The organism is Weissella sp. LMG 11983, from assembly GCF_025908495.1.
Classification (GTDB): Bacteria; Bacillota; Bacilli; order Lactobacillales; family Lactobacillaceae; genus Weissella; species Weissella fermenti.
Window position 1 is genome coordinate 1,639,502 of sequence record NZ_JAOZFD010000001.1, and the last position, 20,650, is coordinate 1,660,151.

General features: G+C 44.5%; 18 protein-coding genes. 16 read left to right on the plus strand and 2 right to left on the minus strand.

The window, feature by feature from the left end; translation table 11 throughout:
- Positions 1 to 39: 39 nt before the first annotated feature.
- From fusA to OIT45_RS08260, 7 genes are all read left to right on the plus strand, one after another.
- Positions 40 to 2,163: an elongation factor G gene (gene fusA, locus OIT45_RS08230; protein ID WP_199404318.1), complete on the plus strand. Its 2,124-nt coding sequence runs from the start codon at positions 40 to 42 to the stop codon at positions 2,161 to 2,163.
- A 132-nt stretch (positions 2,164 to 2,295) separates the two neighbouring features.
- Complete coding sequence (locus OIT45_RS08235; RefSeq protein ID WP_199404317.1) at positions 2,296 to 3,180, plus strand: hypothetical protein; 885 nt, start codon at positions 2,296 to 2,298, stop codon at positions 3,178 to 3,180.
- A 138-nt stretch (positions 3,181 to 3,318) separates the two neighbouring features.
- Complete coding sequence (locus OIT45_RS08240; protein ID WP_199404316.1) at positions 3,319 to 4,437, plus strand: ABC transporter ATP-binding protein; 1,119 nt, start codon at positions 3,319 to 3,321, stop codon at positions 4,435 to 4,437.
- Positions 4,427 to 5,242, plus strand: a complete 816-nt coding sequence (locus tag OIT45_RS08245; RefSeq protein WP_039968165.1) for an ABC transporter permease — start codon at positions 4,427 to 4,429, stop codon at positions 5,240 to 5,242. Before OIT45_RS08240 ends, OIT45_RS08245 begins: the two co-directional genes overlap by 11 nt.
- Positions 5,243 to 5,291: 49 nt before the next feature.
- Complete coding sequence (locus OIT45_RS08250; RefSeq protein WP_199404345.1) at positions 5,292 to 6,065, plus strand: ABC transporter permease; 774 nt, start codon at positions 5,292 to 5,294, stop codon at positions 6,063 to 6,065.
- Positions 6,065 to 7,150 (plus strand): ABC transporter substrate-binding protein, encoded by a 1,086-nt coding sequence (locus OIT45_RS08255; RefSeq protein WP_199404315.1) that lies wholly within the window; start codon positions 6,065 to 6,067, stop codon positions 7,148 to 7,150. Before OIT45_RS08250 ends, OIT45_RS08255 begins: the two co-directional genes overlap by 1 nt.
- Before the next feature lie 132 nt (positions 7,151 to 7,282).
- Entirely contained in the window at positions 7,283 to 8,068 is a 786-nt protein-coding gene (locus OIT45_RS08260; RefSeq protein WP_199404314.1) for a peptidylprolyl isomerase, read from the plus strand.
- Between the two features lie 44 nt (positions 8,069 to 8,112).
- Here OIT45_RS08260 and OIT45_RS08265 read toward each other — a convergent pair whose 3' ends face one another.
- Positions 8,113 to 8,478, minus strand: a complete 366-nt coding sequence (locus OIT45_RS08265; protein ID WP_264339988.1) for a hypothetical protein — start codon at positions 8,476 to 8,478, stop codon at positions 8,113 to 8,115.
- A gap of 183 nt (positions 8,479 to 8,661) precedes the next feature.
- Positions 8,662 to 9,111 (minus strand): universal stress protein, encoded by a 450-nt coding sequence (locus tag OIT45_RS08270; protein ID WP_003608086.1) that lies wholly within the window; start codon positions 9,109 to 9,111, stop codon positions 8,662 to 8,664.
- A gap of 563 nt (positions 9,112 to 9,674) precedes the next feature.
- Here OIT45_RS08270 and OIT45_RS08275 point away from each other — a divergent pair.
- The 9 genes from OIT45_RS08275 (at position 9,675) to OIT45_RS08315 (ending at position 20,530) form a co-directional block, all read left to right on the plus strand.
- Positions 9,675 to 9,842 carry a type II toxin-antitoxin system RelB/DinJ family antitoxin gene (locus OIT45_RS08275; protein ID WP_003608085.1) on the plus strand — a complete coding sequence of 56 codons (168 nt, stop codon included), beginning with the start codon at positions 9,675 to 9,677 and terminating at the stop codon, positions 9,840 to 9,842.
- A gap of 113 nt (positions 9,843 to 9,955) precedes the next feature.
- Positions 9,956 to 10,351, plus strand: a complete 396-nt coding sequence (locus tag OIT45_RS08280) for a phage holin family protein (RefSeq protein WP_003608084.1) — start codon at positions 9,956 to 9,958, stop codon at positions 10,349 to 10,351.
- Between the two features lie 4 nt (positions 10,352 to 10,355).
- Positions 10,356 to 11,288 (plus strand): HPr(Ser) kinase/phosphatase, encoded by a 933-nt coding sequence (gene hprK / locus OIT45_RS08285; protein ID WP_199404313.1) that lies wholly within the window; start codon positions 10,356 to 10,358, stop codon positions 11,286 to 11,288.
- Between the two features lie 130 nt (positions 11,289 to 11,418).
- On the plus strand, positions 11,419 to 12,438 hold the full coding sequence (locus OIT45_RS08290) for an NAD(P)H-dependent glycerol-3-phosphate dehydrogenase (RefSeq protein WP_135798269.1): 1,020 nt from the start codon (positions 11,419 to 11,421) through the stop codon (positions 12,436 to 12,438).
- 6 nt (positions 12,439 to 12,444) lie between these two features.
- Positions 12,445 to 13,320, plus strand: a complete 876-nt coding sequence (galU, locus tag OIT45_RS08295) for a UTP--glucose-1-phosphate uridylyltransferase GalU (protein WP_264330093.1) — start codon at positions 12,445 to 12,447, stop codon at positions 13,318 to 13,320.
- Between the two features lie 234 nt (positions 13,321 to 13,554).
- Complete coding sequence (locus tag OIT45_RS08300) at positions 13,555 to 14,289, plus strand: KxYKxGKxW signal peptide domain-containing protein (protein ID WP_264330094.1); 735 nt, start codon at positions 13,555 to 13,557, stop codon at positions 14,287 to 14,289.
- Positions 14,290 to 15,789, plus strand: a complete 1,500-nt coding sequence (locus OIT45_RS08305) for a hypothetical protein (protein WP_264339990.1) — start codon at positions 14,290 to 14,292, stop codon at positions 15,787 to 15,789.
- On the plus strand, positions 15,782 to 18,004 hold the full coding sequence (locus OIT45_RS08310; protein ID WP_199404238.1) for a hypothetical protein: 2,223 nt from the start codon (positions 15,782 to 15,784) through the stop codon (positions 18,002 to 18,004). Before OIT45_RS08305 ends, OIT45_RS08310 begins: the two co-directional genes overlap by 8 nt.
- A gap of 258 nt (positions 18,005 to 18,262) precedes the next feature.
- Positions 18,263 to 20,530 carry a KxYKxGKxW signal peptide domain-containing protein gene (locus OIT45_RS08315; protein ID WP_199404237.1) on the plus strand — a complete coding sequence of 756 codons (2,268 nt, stop codon included), beginning with the start codon at positions 18,263 to 18,265 and terminating at the stop codon, positions 20,528 to 20,530.
- Positions 20,531 to 20,650 lie beyond the last annotated feature (120 nt).

Consider the following 20,650-nt stretch of genomic DNA (forward strand, 5'->3'; position numbering starts at 1 on the left):
ATTGTGTTGGATGTAATAGAATTTCAAGGAGAAATACTCATGGCTAACAAGCGTGAATACCCATTGCTACGTACTCGTAACATTGGTATCATGGCGCACATCGACGCCGGTAAGACGACGACGACTGAGCGTATTTTGTACTACACTGGTAAGATCCACAAGATTGGTGAGACTCACGACGGAGCTTCACAAATGGACTTCATGGACCAAGAAAAGGAACGTGGAATCACGATCCAATCTGCTGCCACGACTGCCGTTTGGCGTGGATTCCACGACCAATATGACAAGGAACCATTCCGTGTTAACATCATCGACACTCCAGGACACGTGGACTTCACTATCGAAGTTGAGCGTTCATTGCGTGTTCTTGACGGAGCCGTAGCCGTTCTTGACGGTGCTGCCGGTGTTGAGCCACAAACTGAAACTGTTTGGCGTCAAGCCGAGACGTACGAAGTACCTCGTATCGTCTTTGTTAACAAGATGGACAAGATGGGTGCTGACTTCCAAATGTCAGTTGACTCATTGAAGTCACGTTTGGACGCTAACGCAAAGGCTGTTCAATGGCCAATCGGTGCCGAAGATGACTTTGAGGCCATCATCGACTTGATCGAAAAGGTTGCTTTGTACCCAATCGACGATTTGGGTGAGAAGTGGGAGAAGCGCGAAATCCCTGCCGACTACGCTGAATTGGCAGAAGAGAAGTACAACGAATTGGTTGAAGCCATCGCTGATGTTGATGACGACATCATGGACAAGTACTTGGGCGGAGAAGAGATTTCTGAAGCTGAATTGAAGGCTGCTATCCGTCGTGCAACGATTTCATTGCAATTCTACCCAGTTCTTGCAGGTTCTGCCTACAAGGATAAGGGTGTGCAAATGATGCTTGACGCGGTTGTTGACTACTTGCCATCACCATTGGATGTTAAGCCTTATGTTGCTACGGACCCAGATACTGACGAAGAAGTTGACTTGATTGCCGACGATGACAAGCCATTTGCGGCTTTGGCATTTAAGGTTATGACGGACCCATTCGTTGGTCGTTTGACTTTCGTTCGTGTTTACACTGGTACTTTGGAGTCAGGTTCATACGTTTTGAACACGTCTAAGGGAAAGCGTGAGCGTGTTGGTCGTTTGCTACAAATGCACGCTACGAACCGTACTGAAATCGAAGAAGTGTTCTCAGGTGATATCGCTGCTTTGATCGGTTTGAAGGATACGACTACTGGTGACTCATTGACTGCTACGGATCACCCATTGATCTTGGAGTCAATGGAGTTCCCTGACCCAGTTATCCAATTGGCTATCGAGCCAAAGACGAAGGCTGACCAAGACAAGATGTCGACTGCTTTGCAAAAGTTGGCTGAAGAAGACCCATCATTCCGTGCTGAGACGAACCCAGAAACTGGTGACACGTTGATCTCAGGAATGGGTGAGTTGCACTTGGACATCATCGTTGACCGTTTGCGTCGTGAATTTAACGTTGAAGCTACTGTTGGTGCGCCACAAGTTGCTTACCGTGAAGCATTTACGCAAACTGTTCAAGCCCGTGGTTACTTTAAGCGCCAATCAGGTGGTAAGGGACAATACGGTGACGTTTGGATTGAATTCTCACCAAACGAAGAAGGTGCTGGATTCGAGTTCGAAGATGCCATCGTTGGTGGTGTGGTTCCTCGTGAATACATCCCTTCAGTTGAAGCTGGTTTGAAGGACTCATTGAACAATGGTCCTTTGGCTGGATTCCCATTGGTTGACTTGAAGGCTAAGTTGTACGATGGTTCATACCACGATGTCGACTCATCAGAAGCTGCCTTTAAGATTGCTGCATCATTGGCTTTGAAGGAAGCTGCAAAGACTGCTGGTGCCGTTATCTTGGAGCCAATCATGAAGGTTGACATCGTTGTTCCTGAGGATAACTTGGGAGATGCAATGGGTCACGTTTCAGCCCGTCGTGGTTTGTTGGAAGGACAAGAGCAACGTGGTAACTCAATGATGATCCACGCTAAGGTTCCTCTATCAGAAATGTTCGGATATGCAACGACTTTGCGTTCAGCTACGCAAGGACGTGGAACGTTCCAAATGGCATTCGATCACTACGAAGCTGTTCCTAAGAACGTGCAAGACGACATCATCTCAAAGTACGGTAAGGGTTCAGACGCAGAGTAATTTTTAATTACAAGCGACTGCTTACAATATTAAGATGAAAATTAAGGATGAAGATAATTCGCAAGAGTTATCTTCATCCTTTTTTGTTTTGTGCTGGTAAACTATGAGCATAAGAATGAGGGGGCATAGTCTATGAATAAGAAAATTGTAGTTGGAAGTGTCATTGCTGTTGCCGCCGTGGCCGGCGGAATTGGTTATGGTGTGACTCATACTGCGAAATCACAATTTGCATCGCACATGATGAGCATGTTTAAGTCAGACGATAACGTTTATAAGTTCAGCCTTAATTCAGCTGATAAATCTGACATGCGGGTCTCTGGTAAAGTTTTGCAAGATGCTAAGAAAGCAAGCAACATTGCATTAACTGCAGATGTGACTTCAGATGGGCAGACTGCGACGTATGATTTAAAGAAGAATGCCAAGCACACATACGTTTCGGCAGGGTTCTTAGGCGATATCATGAAGATGGATGGGGCATCTGACATTCCTGATTTGGCCAAGGTGCTTGAGAACACCTGGCTAGAAACGGACAACAAGTCATATAGTAAGATTAATCCTGAAGACGTCAAAAAGGATGCCCAGACGATGACTAAGTGGTTCACGGACTTGGATGGTAAAAAGTTCAAGAAGGTGGATGGTGGGTATCAGGTGACTTTGAACAAAGCTGACTATAAGAGCTTTGTGGGAGCGCTAAAGAAAACGGAAACTGCCCAGACGATGAATGTTAAAGCGGATACTTGGGAAGACATCACGGCATCGATTGATGACATGGAAAATCCTAAGTTGACGGTCACTATGGCTGATAAGGGTCATCAAGTCAAAGTAGCATCGGAAGCGGTAGTTGAAGGTAAAAAGGCCGCGTTTAACACGCAATTGACCACGACACGTAAGGATGATCAAACGGTCAAAATGCCAACCTCTGAAGAAATTAAGACCCAGAAAGAATTCACTAACATTATCACTGCGGTGATTATGCAATATGCTTTCCAACAGATGGGTTCTGACTCCGATTATTAACCAAAAAAACACCGGCACTGTGCTGGTGTTTTTTAATTCAGGGGGTTTACAGAACGGTTAAACGGAATGGAAAATTGATACAAAGTTACTTATTTTTGGTAAAATTAAGCTTATGTAAAGAAAGGTGGTACTCAGTAATTGGCACAACCCATTATTGAATTTAAGCATGTGGCTAAGCAATACGATGATACAGTCGTATTGAAGTCTGTCGATTTAGAAATCGAAGCAGGGAAGTTCTATACCTTGTTGGGCCCTTCAGGATCAGGTAAGACAACGATTTTGCGTTTGATTGCCGGCTTCTTGGAGGCCTCATCAGGTGACATCCTGTTTGAAGGGGAACGTATTAACGATGTTCCAGCTGAAAAGCGCCGTGTAAACACGGTTTTCCAGAACTACGCATTGTTCCCAAATATGAACGTATTTGAGAACGTCGCCTTTGGAATGTCTATTAAGGGAAAACCAAAGAATGAAATTAAGGCGAAGGTCGCTGAAATGCTTGAAATGGTCAAGTTGGGTGGCTACGAGGACCGTGAAATTTCAGAGCTTTCTGGTGGTCAACAACAACGTGTTGCGATTGCGCGCGCGTTGGCTAATGACCCAGAAGTCTTGTTGCTAGACGAGCCATTGTCAGCATTGGACTACAAGTTGCGTAAGGATATGCAATACGAATTGCGTGAAATCCAAAAGCGTTTGGGCATTACGTTTATCTTCGTTACCCACGATCAAGAAGAAGCATTGGCGATGTCTGACTGGATTTTCGTTACGAATGAGGGAGAAATCGTTCAAAACGGTACGCCGGTAGATATCTACGATGAACCAATTAACCACTTCGTTGCGGACTTTATTGGTGAATCAAACATCGTGCCTGGTGTGATGCGTGAAGACTACTTGGTTTCATTTGCCGGTAAGGAATTTGAAAACGTCGACGGTGGTATGCGTCCTAACGAACAAGTCGAAGTGGTCTTGCGTCCAGAAGATTTGGACTTGGTGTCTGAAGAAGAAGGTAAGTTGGTCGTAACGATTGACGACCAATCATTCCGTGGTGACTACTACGAAATTACAGCTTTCGACGATGATCAAAACGAATGGCAAATTCAAGCAACAAACCCAGCTGTTATTGGTGAACGACGTGGTTTGTACTTCGACCCAGAAGATATTCACATTATGCGTTTGAACGAATCTGAAGAAGACTTCGATGCCCGTTTGGAACAATACGAGGACGCTGAAGAGGAAGAAGGGGCTGCAAATGAAGAATAAGGGAACGATTAGCTACACGGTTCCATACTACTTGTGGCTCGTTCTCTTTGTCATTGCGCCAGTTGTCCTATTGGTTATCCAATCATTTGGAAACATTTATGGACACTTCACGTTCGACAATTATGCGACCTACTTTAGTTCAGGAACGTATCTTCGCATGACGTTCAACTCGGTATTCTTTGCCTTCGTTGTGACGGCGATTACCTTGTTAATTTCATACCCAATGGCTTACATTATGAGTCGTTTGAAGAACGCACAATTGTGGCTGTTGCTTGTAATTTTGCCTACATGGGTCAACCTATTGCTTAAGGCATATGCATTTATTGGGCTATTTTCTAAGACAGGAACGGTTAATAACTTCCTAAGCTTTATTGGTATCGGCCCACACCAAATCATGTTTACGGATGCCTCATTTATGATTGTTGCGGCGTACATTGAAATTCCATTCATGATTATGCCAATTTTCAACTCATTGGTTGAGTTGGATCGTAGTTTGATTAACGCGGCACGTGATTTGGGTGCGACACCATGGCAAACGTTGACGAAGGTCATTATTCCAATGTCAATGGGTGGTGTAAAGGCCGGTATTCAAGCCGTCTTCATTCCAACGCTATCACTATTCATGATTACCCGTTTGATTGGTGGAAACCGCGTTATTACGCTTGGTACTGCCATTGAAGAGCACTTCTTGGTGACACAAAACTGGGGAATGGGTTCAACGATTGGTGTGATTTTAATTATCGCCATGGCTGCAACGATGTTCTTTACGCGTGATCGTAAGAAGAAGGGAGGCCGTCGTGGATAATAAGCCAAAAAAGTGGTCATACATTTACTTGGTGTTTGTCTTCATCTTGATGTATGCACCAATCTTCTATTTGATTTTCTATTCATTCAACAAGGGTGATTACATGAGTGGCTTTGAAGGTTTCTCATTGCGTCACTATGGCGACATGTTCGCTGATACTCGCTTGATGGAAATCTTGGTGAACACGTTCATCGTGGCATTGCTTTCATCTGTGATTGCAACGCTAATTGGGACGTTTGGTGCCTTAGGTGTTTACAACATGAAGCACCGTGGCACAAAGAACTTATTGCTATCATTGAATAACGTGTTGATGGTTTCACCTGACGTTATCATTGGTGCCAGCTTCTTGATTTTCTTCACGATGATTGGCATGAGCCTCGGATTTGGGTCAGTTGTGTTGTCACACATCGCATTCTCGATTCCGATTGTTGTGTTGATGGTCTTGCCACGTTTGAACGAAATGAACCCAGCGTTGATTGACGCTGCTCGCGACTTGGGTGCGTCTAACTATCAAGTGTTGTCACGTGTTGTCTTGCCATATGCTTGGCCTGGTATTTTGGCTGGGTTCTTCATGGCCATCACGTACTCACTTGATGATTTCGCGGTAACGTTCTTCGTTACTGGAAATGGTTTTTCAACGTTGTCAGTTGAAATTTACTCACGTGCACGTCAAGGAATTGACTTGTCAATTAATGCCTTGTCAGCCTTGATGTTCTTGTTGTCTTTGCTTTTGGTCACGATTTACTACTTCATTTCTAACTACAGTATGAAGTCAAGTAAGAAGAAGCGTGGCGGTGCATCGGGAATGGTGGTACATCAATAATGAAGAGATTAGCATGGTTAACCGGGATTATTCTGGCCGCAGTCGCTTTGTTATTTGGTATCAACCTAGCATTGCAAAAGTCGGCCGAGTCTGGCTTGAAGTCAGGCGCTAATAAGACCCTAACGATTTATAACTGGGGAGATTACATCGACCCAACGTTGATTAAGAAGTTCCAAAACGAAACTGGTTACAAAGTGGACTATGAGACATTTGACTCAAACGAAGCGATGTTTACGAAGATTCAGCAAGGTGGAACGCATTATGATTTGGCGGTTCCGTCAGATTACATGATTCAGAAGATGAAGAAGGCCAATATGTTGGTCAAGCTTGATCACAGCAAATTGACTGGTTTGAACAACTATGACGCGCGCTTTATGAATCAACCATTTGATCGTGGTAACAAGTACTCGGTACCTTACTTCTGGGGAACATTGGGAATTGTTTACAACGACAAGTACGTAAAGCCAGGTGAAATTAAGACCTGGAATGACCTATGGAACCCACGTTTTAAGAACTCAATCATGTTGATTGATTCTTCTCGTGACATCATGGGGATGACGTTGGCTTCAAGTGGTAATTCAGTTAACACAAAGAGCATCCCAGAATTGGCTGCAGCTAAGGGAAAGCTTGAAACATTGATGCCAAACGTAAAGGCGATTGTTGCCGACGAAATCAAGATGTACATGGCTCAAGATGAGGCTGCCTTGGCAGTTGATTACTCAGGTGATGCGGCGGAAATGATTTCTGAAAACAGTCACTTGCACTATGTGGTGCCATCTGATGGTGGAAACATGTGGTTTGATAATATCGTTATGCCTAAGACAGTGAAGAATAAGAAAGCAGCTTATGCGTTCATTAACTTCATGAGCAAGCCAGAAAATGCAGCAAAGAATGCTGAATATGTTGGTTATGCAACGCCTAACAAGAAGGCAAAGGCTTTGTTGCCAAAGTCACTTCGTAACGATAAGCAATGGTATCCAGATGCGAAGACGCTATCACATTTGGAAGTTTACCAAGACCTTGGCCCATACTGGGTTGGTCAATACAACGATTACTTCTTGGAATTCAAGATGACGAATCGTTAAGCGGTACAGGCTGGTGCAGTAGTGCGCCAGCCTTTTTGTATGCAGTCACAAAATATTTACAGTTATTCTAAGGAAAGACACGTATAATGGAACAGTTAAGTTGATTTATAAATCAGGGGAGAAGTTAGTCTAATGAAAAAGTTTCGACCAGAAGTGTTGATTGCTGTCATTGCGGTGGTGGTCGTCGCGGGGGCAATGGTATTTGCAACGATGTCCGCTAAGTCAGGGGATGCGCAAACAAGCTCTTCGTCAAATGCATCGTCATCTTCAACGTTGCCCAAGGCAAAGTTGGATAAGTTGACGTTACCACAATTGTCAGACAAGGTTGCTAAGAACGAAAGTGAAGTCGTGATGCACACCTCAATGGGTGACATCACGATGAAGTTGTTCAACAAGTACGCACCATTGGCAGTTGAGAACTTTGTGACGCACGCCAAGGATGGTTACTACAACAACACGACATTCCACCGTGTTATTAAGGACTTCATGATTCAAGGTGGTGATCCTAAGGGTGATGGTACTGGTGGTGAGTCAATCTGGAATGGTAAGGATTCTAAGATTGATAGCGGAAATGGTTTCGAAAACGAAATCAGCCCGTCTTTGTACAACATTCGTGGGGCGCTTTCAATGGCTAACGCAGGGCCTGACACAAATGGTTCACAATTCTTTATTAACCAAAATTCAGATGATGTAACCAATAAGATTAGCGCTAAGCGTTACCCAGAAAAGATTTATGAAGCATACAAGAAGGGTGGAAATCCAACTTTGGATGGTTCATACACGGTCTTTGGTCAAGTTATTTCAGGCATGGACGTTGTCGATAAGATTGCGTCAGTTTCTACTGATGACAGCGATAAGCCAACTGAGACAGTGACGGTAACGTCAGTCGAAGTGGTTAAGGATGCTTCAAGCAAGTAAACCCAAAAAGAAAAGCACACGCCCGAATGAGCGTGTGCTTTTTGTTAGTGCGCTGTTTCTTCTTCCTCTTGTACTTCATGTGCTTGCGCAGTGTTGTTAACAAGCAATTGGAAGTAGTTATCAAATCCAGGCTTGTCATAACTTTGCATCAAAGCAATGAAGTCAACAGTAGACCACTCACTGACAACAATGGCACCATCATTGTATTGCAAACTGCGCGCAATTGATGATGTGTTCTCAACTAGATAGAAGGTCTCATTTGTATCTAGGTACAACAACTGCAACTTGATGTTACGGTTGGCACCTAGGGCGGCCTTCGCAGCTAGGAATGGGTCTGAAACGAAACGTTGACTAACGTTCTCGTGACGAAACTTGTAAATCGTCTCCAACGTGTTACCAATAATCTTCATAGCGAGTTCCTCGACTTTATCGAATAATAAATTAGAATGATAAAAATTACTCTTTTCTAATAACATTTTAATAAAACGTTGATAAGCATTATAATACCACCATATATCGAATACGACTAGATGGTTTTGTGTATTAAAAATGAAAGCCACCAACCTGCGAGTTTGGTTGGTGGCAATATCGAATTATTGAATGATCAAAACGTCAGTCTTAGCGTTTTGAACAACGAATGAGGCAACTGAACCAACCAACAAACGCTCCAAAGTGTTCAAACCTGACTTACCAAGCATAATCAATTCGTTACCGTGATCAGCAGGGAAATCGCGCGCGATAACCGTCTTAGGTGAACCGAAACGGACGTGGATGTTAACATCCTTAGCACCTTCGTTTTGAGCAAGCTCTTGGTACTTAGCCAACTTCTCTTCGGCATCTTGCACCAATTGGTAGACAACGTCACCAGAAATTGACATACCAGCCAAACCAGACAATGAGTTTGTGTCGATTACGTACAACAAGTCCAATGAAGTCTCGTTACGTACGGCAACGGCAGCGGCCTTTTCAACCAACTTCTCTGAAATCTTTGATCCGTCGACAGGGGCCAAAATGTTCTTGTAGTTAATGCTTTCTGCAGCCATGGCGATTTACCATCCTTTTTTAATCGATTTAGACAACATTTGTATGTGTCCTTTTGATATAAATTATTATATACCCAATGATACAAGAATGTAAGCGGTTTCTGTTAGACGATTAATCGAGAAAATAATGAGCGTCGAACCGCAGTTTATGACGTTTTTGTTTTGAATGTTACTAAATTATGTCAACGGTGAAAAAACAAGCTCTTAACTTGCTTCCCAAATGATAGCCATGTATAATACTTGTTATGCGATGAGTCGAGAAGATCACGTTAGATCTTTGATAAACGGCCCTCATTAACAGCCGCATTGCTGGAGGGTGAGATAGGGAGTTGTGGAACTCGCTTCTCTGCACATGACTAACTTCGAGTTCGCTCGTTGGTGTACGTTGACTGATGGGTAACCATCACGTGAGCTAGAGCACGTCAATTCTAGCATTGCCAAGCGGAAAACGTCGGTCTTCGGACCGGCGTTTTTTGCATCTTCAGAACATAATATTACGCAACGAACATATGATGTACTATAATAAGTATGTTGTTAATATTCGATAAAAGGGGATATCGATTATGGAAAAGCTGATACAAATTCGAGTTGAAGAAGAAATCCGTAATGGCGCCGACGAAGTTTTTCGTCAAGAAGGTTTGACCACGCAACAAGCGGTCAAAATGTTTTTAACACAAGTCGCAAATAATGGTGAGTCACCATTTCATGATCTATTTAAACCAAAAGCATAACTTAGTAATTCAGTGAACGTCCCAGCAAAAAAGCGTGGGACGTTTATTTTTTCTTCATACCGCGAGTACAATAGGTTTGCTATAATAAAACAGAAGAAACTAGGGGGATGAATATGCAAACAATAACATTTCGACGTTTCTCTTTTTTGCAGCGACTGCTGATTAACACCATTATGTTGTTAGCCCTCGCTGGTTTATTTAAGCAAGGGCTCTATATCAGTAACTTGTTCACGGCAGTTTTGGCGGCACTTATTCTAGGTGTCCTAAATGCTTTGGTGAAGCCGGTACTTCAAATTTTGGCATTGCCATTTACGGTGTTAACATTTGGTATTTTTGGCCTCATCGTTAACGGCATCGTTTTGTGGATGGCGTCAGCAATTGTGGGAGACGGCTTCCGTTTTGCAAGTTTTGGTTGGGCAGTCTTTATCGCTATCATCATGTCGCTGGTGAACTTGATTATTTCAAGTTACTTCAGCCGACGAGATAGTGACATCAATAAGGAAGATTAACGATATGGCAAAGAAAATTACAGTCAAGGATTTGCTTGATAACACGCACTTGAACTTAGTTGCCGGTGAAGAATATCTCGATCGTGAAATCACGACCGCTGATATTTCTCGTCCTGGTTTGGAAATGACGGGATACTTTAATTACTACGCACCAGAACGTGTGCAATTGATGGAAATTACGGAAACGTCATTTGCCCACCGCATGAACCATGATGAATTGTTGATGGTTGCTCGTAAGATGATGCAACCTAATACACCAGCGTTCGTGGTTTCAACGGGGCGCCAATTACCACAAGAATTTATGCAGGCAGCCGTTGAAGCACAAATTCCAGTGTTGGCTACTGAGCTAACATCATCACGAATCTTGTCAAACATGACTTTCTTCTTGAGTGGTGGTTTGGCAGAACGTCAATCTGTGCACGGTGTTTTGGTCGACATCTTTGGATTGGGTGTCTTGATTACTGGTGATTCTGGTGTTGGTAAGTCAGAAACAGCGCTTGAACTTGTGCAACGTGGCCACCGTTTGATTGCGGATGATCGTGTTGATGTTTATGCACAAGACGAAGAACGTTTGGTGGGTGAGCCACCTGCCATTTTGCGTAATTTGATGGAGCTACGTGGTGTGGGAATCATCGACGTTATGAATTTGTATGGTGCGGGTGCCGTGCGTTCACACGCAACAATCGCCTTTAACTTACACTTGGCCAAGTGGACGGATGACCAAAAGGTTGACCGTTTGGGAAATGGTGAAGAAACGATTCAAATTCAAGGTGTTGATTTACCACGTTTCGTTTTGCCAGTTCAAACTGGACGAAACTTGGCTGTTTTGATTGAAACGGCCGCTAAGAATTTCCGTGCCAAGAAGATGGGATTTGATGCTACTGAAACGTTTAACGACAATTTGAATAGATTAATTGCCGAAAATTCGGAGAATTAATGAATTTATTAAGAAAGAGCCCTACCTATTGGGCTTTTTCACTTTTTGCCATTTTCAAAGTTCGGGAATATGGTATTATTGAGTATGTTAGTTTTGGCTTGAGACTAAAGCTAACGCAAGGAGGAACATTGTGAGCAATGAAGTAATTGCAGTGCTAGGTGCTGGATCTTGGGGAACCGCCTTAGCAAATGTTGCTGCTGAGAATGGACATGATGTTCGTCTTTGGACATACAAGCCCGCTCAAGTAGCAGAAATCAATGAACAACACCGAAACAGTCAGTATCTTGGCGATAACCCTTTGCATGAAGGTGTCGTTGCTACGGCCGATATGACCGAAGCGGTACGCGATGCGACAATCGTCTTGAGTGTGGTGCCTACGAAGGCGACACGCGAGGTTGCACATCAATTGTCAGACGTGTTGTCAGCGTTGGACCAACAAGTTGTTTTGGTCGCTGCAACGAAAGGCTTGGAGCCTGGCACTTACAAGCGTGCATCAGAGATGCTTGCTGAAGAAGTGGCTGACTCACAGCGTTTGGGCTTGGGAATTATCTCTGGTCCATCTCACGCAGAAGGGGTTATCAAGCACGACCCTACGCTAGTAACTGCAGTCAGCGAAAACTTGGCTACGGCTGAGCGTGTGCAAGCTGCGTTTACAAATAACGTATTCCGTGTTTACACAAATACAGATTTGATTGGTGCTGAATTTGGTGCTGCGTTGAAGAACGTCATTGCAATTGGTGCAGGTGCACTTGAAAGCTTGGGATTCGATGCAAACGCTAAGGCAGGATTGTTTACGCGTGGTTTGGCTGAAATCAGCCGCCTCGGGCAAGCATTCGGTGCAAACCCACTAACTTTCATGGGCTTGTCTGGTGTCGGTGACTTGTTTGTCACAGCCACTTCAGTACACTCACGTAATTACCGTGCAGGTGTACAACTTGGAGAAGGCAAGAAGCTTGATGACATCGTCGAAAACATGGGGATGGTCATCGAAGGAATTTCAACAACTAAGGTTGCTCATGAACTTGCGCTTAAGAAGCACGTTGAAATGCCAATTACATCTACAATTTATCGTGTCTTGTACGAAGGTCAAGATATCAAGGAGGCCATCAACGAATTGATGGGCCGTCCAGTTTCACAAGAAGGGAAGTAACACACTATGAAGCCAGTACGTAAGGCTATTATCCCAGCAGCAGGTTTGGGAACTCGTTTTTTGCCAGCAACTAAGGCCTTGGCCAAGGAAATGTTGCCAATCGTTGATAAGCCAACGATTCAATTTATCATCGAAGAAGCTTTGGCATCAGGTATCGAAGACATCGTTATCGTTGATGGAAAGTCAAAGCGTTCAATCGAAGATCACTTCGATTTAAACCCTGAGTTGGAAAACAACTTGAAGGAAAAGGGTAAGGACGAATTGTTGAAGTTGGTTGAAGAGACGACTGACATCAACTTGTACTTCATCCGTCAATCACACCCACGTGGATTGGGTGATGCCGTTTTGACAGCTAAGTCATTTATCGGTGACGAACCATTCGTTGTTATGTTGGGTGATGACTTGATGGCCGACGAGACGCCTTTGACTAAGCAATTGATTGACCGTTACAACACGACGGGTGAGTCAACGCTTGCTGTTATGAAGGTTCCTCACGAGCAAGTTTCTGAATACGGTGTGATTGCACCTGAAAAGGAAGTTGAAGACGGTTTGCACCAAGTTAACTCATTCGTTGAGAAGCCAAAGCCAGAAGATGCACCTTCAGACTTGGCAATCATCGGTCGTTACTTGTTGACGCCAGAAATCTTCGAAGAGTTGGAGAACACGAAGCCTGGTAAGGGTAACGAAATCCAATTGACGGACGCCATCGATTCATTGAACAAGCGCCAACACGTTTATGCCCACGAATTTAAGGGTAAGCGTTTTGACATTGGTTCAAAGATTGGTTTCTTGACGACTAACATCGAATACGGTTTGACACACCCACAAACTGCAGATGCCTTGAAGCAATACATCAAGGATTTGGCAGCTACGTTGGATTAATAACTATTAAACAAAAGCGCTCTGATTGTTCAATCAGAGCGCTTTTTTGTAGCTGGTAAGTCCGTTTTTTCACACTTCCTTTTTGTAACCTTTCCTAATTACACTATATTTTATCTATTTTAAAAATATGGTGATAGACTTACAAAGTATGTTTTATATAAGGGAGTATTCCGGTGGTTCGGGTGCTTTAGATCGGTTTGTAGGGAGCCGTGGAAAGAAAGAGTGGTAAAAGGGATGTCAGAGAACGAGAATCAGACCAAGGTTCACTTTAAGATGTATAAAGACGGTAAGCGATGGGTAACCCGTGGGTTGGCTTTGTTTGCCGTTTCATTGATGGTCGGTGGGCCTGTTTTGGGGACTGTGGCGAATGTAGCTAACGTTGAAGCCAGTGAAGTTCAGGTCGGACAGGCGACAGGGGATGCTTACGAGACGATTAAAAATAACCTGAGTGCTTTGGATGGTGAGTATAGTTACCTAACAAACTACGCGATTATTAAAAACGCAATTGCTAATGCGAAGGCTGTCAAGCCAAGCTACTTCCTGGGAATCCTTTGGAACGAAAGAGAAGTTGCTAACGCTAATCAACAATTGGTTAACGTAATCGTCGCAGCTCAAAATGGTTATGATGTTGTTAAGCAATACACGGGATACACACAAGATGCTGCGTTGACCCAAGCTTTGGCTAAGGTAACGGCCGACTTGAACGGTACGAATTTGGATGCCTTGGTAGCTGATAACAAGACTGCTGTTCGTTTGGGATTGCAAGCTGACTTGAAGCTGGCACAAGATGCAATTAATTCCGGCAAGTTTACGCAAAACATGGATCAAATTACCAAGACTGTCACTGCTGGTAACGGGACATTTTCTGCTACACAACAAATGAACCCTGGTGACTATGACAAGGTTAACGACGCAGAATTAAAGTTGCGCGATGCATTGGCCGGTCTACGCCAAGTTGCTAAGAATTAATTGGACCAAGAAATCGAAGTTGCGAAAAGCAACCAAGATAGTTCAACGGCTGATTTAACGAAGGCAATTGACAACGCGAATAATGTATCAAAAGACAATTCATCAGATGCGTTGGATATGCTTGGGGCTGACGCTGCTTTGCAAGCAGAAGTTTCTAAGGTCCAACAAAAGAGTGCACACGATGCTGATACGACGTCTGATTTGGGAAAGACACGTGCCGAAAATGAAGGTGCGGTAGAAAACGCAATGGCCCAAAGTGCGGCTGCTGACTCAGCAGCGCAAGCATCAATGGCTGCTTCTGTAATAGCAGAAGAAGCAAAGCAAGGTAGTCACTATGCTGCGTCAGTAGCAGCTGACGCTGATAAGAACAACCAAAATGTGATTGCATCATCAGCAGTGGCAGAAGAGGCCAAGCAAGGTGACCACTACTTGTCATCAGTAGCAGCTGATTCAGCATCGAATGATGCAGCAGTACAATCATCAATTGCATCATCAGCAGTAGCAGAAGAAGCCAAGCAAGGTGACCACTACTTGTCATCAGTAGCAGCTGATTCAGCATCGAATGATGCAGCAGTACAATCATCAATTGCGTCATCAGCAGTAGCTGAGGAAGCCAAGCAAGGTGACCACTACTTGTCATCAGTAGCAGCTGATTCAGCATCGAATGATGCAGCAGTACAATCATCAATTGCGTCATCAGCAGTAGCTGAGGAAGCCAAGCAAGGTGACCACTACTTGTCATCAGTAGCAGCTGATTCAGCATCGAATGATGCAGCAGTACAATCATCAATTGCGTCATCAGCAGTAGCTGAGGAAGCCAAGCAAGGTGACCACTATTTGTCATCAGTAGCAGCTGATTCAGCATCGAATGATGCAGCAGTACAATCATTAATTGCGTCATCAGCAGTAGCTGAGGAAGCCAAGCAAGGTGACCACTACTTGTCATCAGTAGCAGCTGATTTAGCATCGAATGATGCAGCAGTACAATCATCAATTGCATCATCAGCAGCAGCTGAGGAAGCCAAGCAAGGTAATCACTACGCCTCATCAGTAGCAGCGGAAGCAGCTACGAATAACTCATTGGCAGATAGTGCATTGATTTCAAGCGCAGCTGAAAATGTTCAAAATGCTTTGAACGATGTTGTTCAAGATGGTGTACGCGATTCAAAGATTAATGATTTGTACAACCACGCAATGGCTGAAGCACAAAAGCAAACTTCATCAGACGCTCATGAAACGGCAAAGACGTTGAACAACGATGCAGATCAAATCCGTAATGAAGCAAAGAAGAATTACGATGATAAGATTGCGGCAGTTATGAAGAATGTTGATGCAATTTACGATCAAGCGCGTAAGGACGGTGTTCATGCTGATGTGAAGAAGAAGCCATATATGGATATCGTAGCTGAAGCACAAAACCCATCAGAAAAGAATGCCGGTTTGGAAGTTGCTAAGTTGAACGACATGTTGCAAAAGATGGTCGATGCAATCAATGTCTGATAAGACAAGCCAAATTGATGCAGCCGCTCAAAACGTGCAAAACGCATTGGATGGGGCCGTACAAGACGGCGTTCGTGATGCAACGATTAACGACTTGTACAACCACGCCATGGCTGAAGCGCAAAAGCCAAGTTCAACGAATGTGCGTGAAACGGCAAACAAGTTGAATGATTATGCAGATCAAATCCGTAATGAAGCAAAGAAGAATTACGATGATAAAATTGCGGCAGTTATGAAGAATGTCGATGCAGTTTACGATCAAGCACGCAAGGATGGTGTTCGAGCTGATGTAAAGAAGCAACCATACATGGATATCGTAGCTGAAGCACAAAACCCATCAGAAAAGAATGCCGGTTTGGAAGTTGCTAAGTTGAACGACATGTTGCAAAAGATGGTCGATGCAATCAATGCTGATAAGGCAAGCCAAATTGATGCAGCCGCTCAAAACGTGCAAAACGCATTGGACGGGGCAGTACAAGATGGTGTTCGTGATGCAACGATTAATGACTTGTACAACCACGCCATGGCTGAAGCACAAAAGCCAAGCTCAACGAATGTTCGCGAAACAGCAAACAAGTTGAATGATTACGCAGATCAAATCCGTAATGAAGCAAAGAAGAATTACGATGATAAGATTGCATCATTCATGAAGAAGGCTGATGCAGTTTATGATCAAGCAATCAAGGATGGTGTACCTGCTTCAGTGAAGAAGGCACCATACATGGATATTGTTAAGGAAGCTCAAAATCCATCAGAAAAGAATGCTGGTAACGAGTTGGTAAAATTGGGTGATTTGTTGCAGAAGTTGATTGATGCAATTAACGCTGGGAAGGCGGAAGCAGCAAATGATGCAGCACGCTCAGAAGCAATTGCAGCATCACAAGCAGCAGAACACGCTATCGCAAGCGAAAACGCAGCTGGACAACACTACGCAGATTCAGTAGCAGCTGAAGCCTCAGCAAATGCATCATTGGTTGCCAGTGCATCAGCATCACAAGCTGCATCGATGTCAAACGCAGCCGGTCGTGAGTCAGATGCAGCAATGGAGCAATCATTGGCCACATCAGCAGCGAAGTCAGCCGCAGTTTCAAATGCAGCGGCAGCTGGACAACACAATGCGGATTCAACGGCTTCAGACGCTTCAGCAAATGAAGCAAAGGCATCAAGCGCTTCGGTCGCAGCTTCAGTAGCAGCGAACTCAGAAGCACAATCAATGATTAACGCAGGTCGTGATTCAAATGCGGCAATGGAGTCATCATTGGCAGCCAGCGCGGCAGTGTCACAAGCAACTTCATTCGCGAACGAGAGTGCTCGTCAGTCAAACGCGGCGATGGAGCAATCATTGGCCAACAGTGCATCAGCATCACAAGCTGCATCATTGGCTAATGCGGCCGGACGTGAGTCAAACGCAGCGATGGAACAATCATTGGCTAACTCAGCCCTTGCTTCATCAGTTGCAGCCGACGAAGCTAAGCAAGGTCAACACTATGCTACATCAGTAGCATCAGAGGCAGCTACGAATAACCAAAACGTAGCCGACTTCAACAACCAAAAGTCAGCCGCAGTTGCTGAGGCTAACAATGAAGCCAACGCACAACATGTTGCTAATGATCAAAATGTTGTTGATGCTATCAACAACATTAAGAATGCAACGGATGCGGACTCATTGACGGATGCAGTTGATAAGGCTGCTATCGCAATTGCAAATGCAGCATCACGTAATGTTACTGCCCCTCGTGTAGTTAACACGAACGGGGTAAGCAACACTGCAGTTAGTGGTGTAAATGGTGGCGTGGCTAACGCTGGCAACCAAGCAAGTGCGAATGCAACAGCAGGGACGCCAGCACCGGTTGCTAACACAACTGCTGGTGCGGTTGCGCCGATTGCAAATGCGGCAGTTGCGACTGCTAGTGTAAACAACGGCGCTGCTACTCAAGCTGCAAATTCAGACAATGGTCGCCAACCAAAGAAGGTTGCCATTCATGATCGAAAGGCAGTTGCTGAAGGAAGCAAGTCATTGCACGATACGCAAATGAATAACAAGCACACTGGTCTTCTAACGTCATTGATTTCAGCACTGGTTGCTGCAGTCTTAGCTTTGTTCTTCCTCTTCATCTGGAAGCGTCGTAAGCAACAAGATGAAGAGAATGCCGCAGCTAATGCTGATGAAGCATTGTTGAAGGATGTTCAAAACACTAAGGATTCTTGGAAATAATCACTAGACTTCTGTGATATTTAAATATTTTGAAGTTAACGACCACTCTTGAAATATCAAGGGTGGTTGTTTTTTTATATCCGATATATTAACTAAAATTATCAGTTTTTTTACATATTCCCAAAAAACGTGCAAAAGCTTCGCGGAGGGCTTACAATAAATTAGTAAATATCGGACAGGGATAGACTTGTTACTGAAATGCCTGATGTTCAGTATTTGCTAAAAGGGAATTGTTTAAGAGAAAAGGGGTGTTTTCTTATGTTCAAGAAGACGCAAAATGAAACGGAACGTACAGTTCGATTCAAGATGTATAAGGATGGTAAGAAGTGGGTAACCCGCGGATTGGCAATCATGGGGGTTACGTTGATTGTTGGGGCGCCAGTGATGACGACTGGTGTGCAATTGGCGACGATTGAAATGGCTCATGCTGAAGAGGCAAGTCAATTTAATAGTGTTCCACAGAGTGTTCTTGACGCTGCCAAGGACAATGCGGTAGTTGATCTATCAAACAATCAAGAATTTTCAGACTGGCTAGCTTCAGTCGTTCGTAACTGGAATAACTATGCCTACCAACAAGCTGCGTTTAAGGCGTTAGGTGAATTAGGCGCAGTACTAGCGGCCAATGCTAACTTGACGACCGTGAATTTGAGCGGTGCGTTCGTAGCAGCCAATGCACTTAACTCATCAAACGGCGCAGAGTTGTTCTGGCGTATGAACCTTTCAAGTATTTCAACATCAACGTTTGAAAACTTGGACATTTCAAATAACAACTTTGACTCAAATTTGATCTACACAATGTGGATTTCTCAAGGAAAGATTAATGAGACTGTTAAGAATATGAATCTTACTGGGAATGATCCTGAGATGATTTCAAAGATTCAAACTAATGGTCAAAGCAATTCTGCCAATGAAACAGGATATGGTGTGGGTGGTATTTTCGTAAATGCTACGAACACTGATGGTTCTGATAATGGCGAAAACGAGACGCCAAGTACCCCTGCAGAACCAGAGACGCCAACAGTTCCAGGTGACAACGGGAATGGTGAAGAGACGAACCCAAGTGAGCCAGAGACACCAAGCGTGACGCCGTCAGAGCCAGGTGATAACGGTGAGACGGAAACACCAAGTAACCCAACCGCACCAGCACCATCAAACCCAACGGTTCCTGGTGATAATGGTAATGGTGAAGAAACGAATCCAAGTGACCCGGAGACGCCAAGTGTGACACCATCAGAACCTGGCGACAACGGAAATGGTGAGGAGACGAACCCAAGCGAGCCAGAGACACCAAGCGTGACGCCATCAGAGCCTGGTGACAACGGGAATGGTGAAGAGACGAACCCAAGTGAGCCAGAGACGCCAAGCGTGACGCCATCAGAGCCTGGTGATAACGGCAATGGTGAGGAAACGAACCCAAGTGAGCCAGAGACACCAAGCGTGACGCCATCAGAACCTGGCGACAACGGTAACGGTGAGACGGAAACGCCAAGTAACCCAACCACACCGGCGGAACCATCAAACCCAACGGTACCTGGTGACAATGGTAATGGTGAAGAAACGAATCCAAGTGACCCAGAGACGCCAAGTGTGACACCATCAGAGCCTGGTGATAACGGGAATGGTGAAGAGACGAACCCAAGTGAGCCAGAGACACCAAGCGTGACGCCGTCAGAACCCGGTGATAACGGTAACGGTGAGACGGAAACGCCAAGTAACCCAACTACACCGGCGGAACCATCAAACCCAACGGTACCTGGCGACAACGGGAATGGTGAAGAGACGAACCCAAGTGAGCCAGAGACGCCAAGCGTGACGCCATCAGAGCCTGGTGATAATGGTAATGGCGAGGAGACGAATCCAAGCGAGCCAGCAACGCCATCAGAACCCGGTGATAACGGTAATGGCGAGAACGAGACGCCAAGTAACCCAACAACGCCAGTAGACCCAGAGACACCAACAGTACCTGGAGACAACGATGATAATGGAGATAACAACGGCGAAGCAACACCAGAAGTACCTGCAATACCAGGTGATGGAGATCAGGAGAACACTGGTGACAATGCGTCAAATGGTAACGACAACACTAACCAAGGAAACGTTGGTGTCGTAACTGGCAACAATGCAGTTGTAACCGGTACAACCGGAAGTAACGGAGTACAAGTTGCTGCGCCTGTAACGAATGCTGCAACTACGGTAACCGGTACAGCTGTAGCTGGTAATGCAACTGCACCAGTATCAGGAACGGTCGTTGCAACGCCGGTATCTGCCGGTGTTGCACAAATTCAAGACAGTGAGTTTGGCTTGAACCACGCGAAGTCATCACTTCACGATACGCAATTTAAGTCAGATAAGGGTGGCTTGATTGCTTCAATCTTGTCATCTCTTGTTGCAGCCTTGATTGCTTTGTTCCTAGTATTCTGGCGTCGTCGCAAGGAGACGGAAGAAGAAATGAATGAGCGCCTTGGATTGAACAACGATGATGCTTTGCTAAGTGAAGTTGATAAGTTGAAGGATTCTTGGAAGTAAGGTCACATATTTAAATAATATACAAAGAGGCTATCTGTGATATACAGGTGGCCTCTTTGTTTTTGTTATTTTTTTCAAATTTCAAAAGTGTTCTTGAGAGTGAAAAATCGGACAAACCGC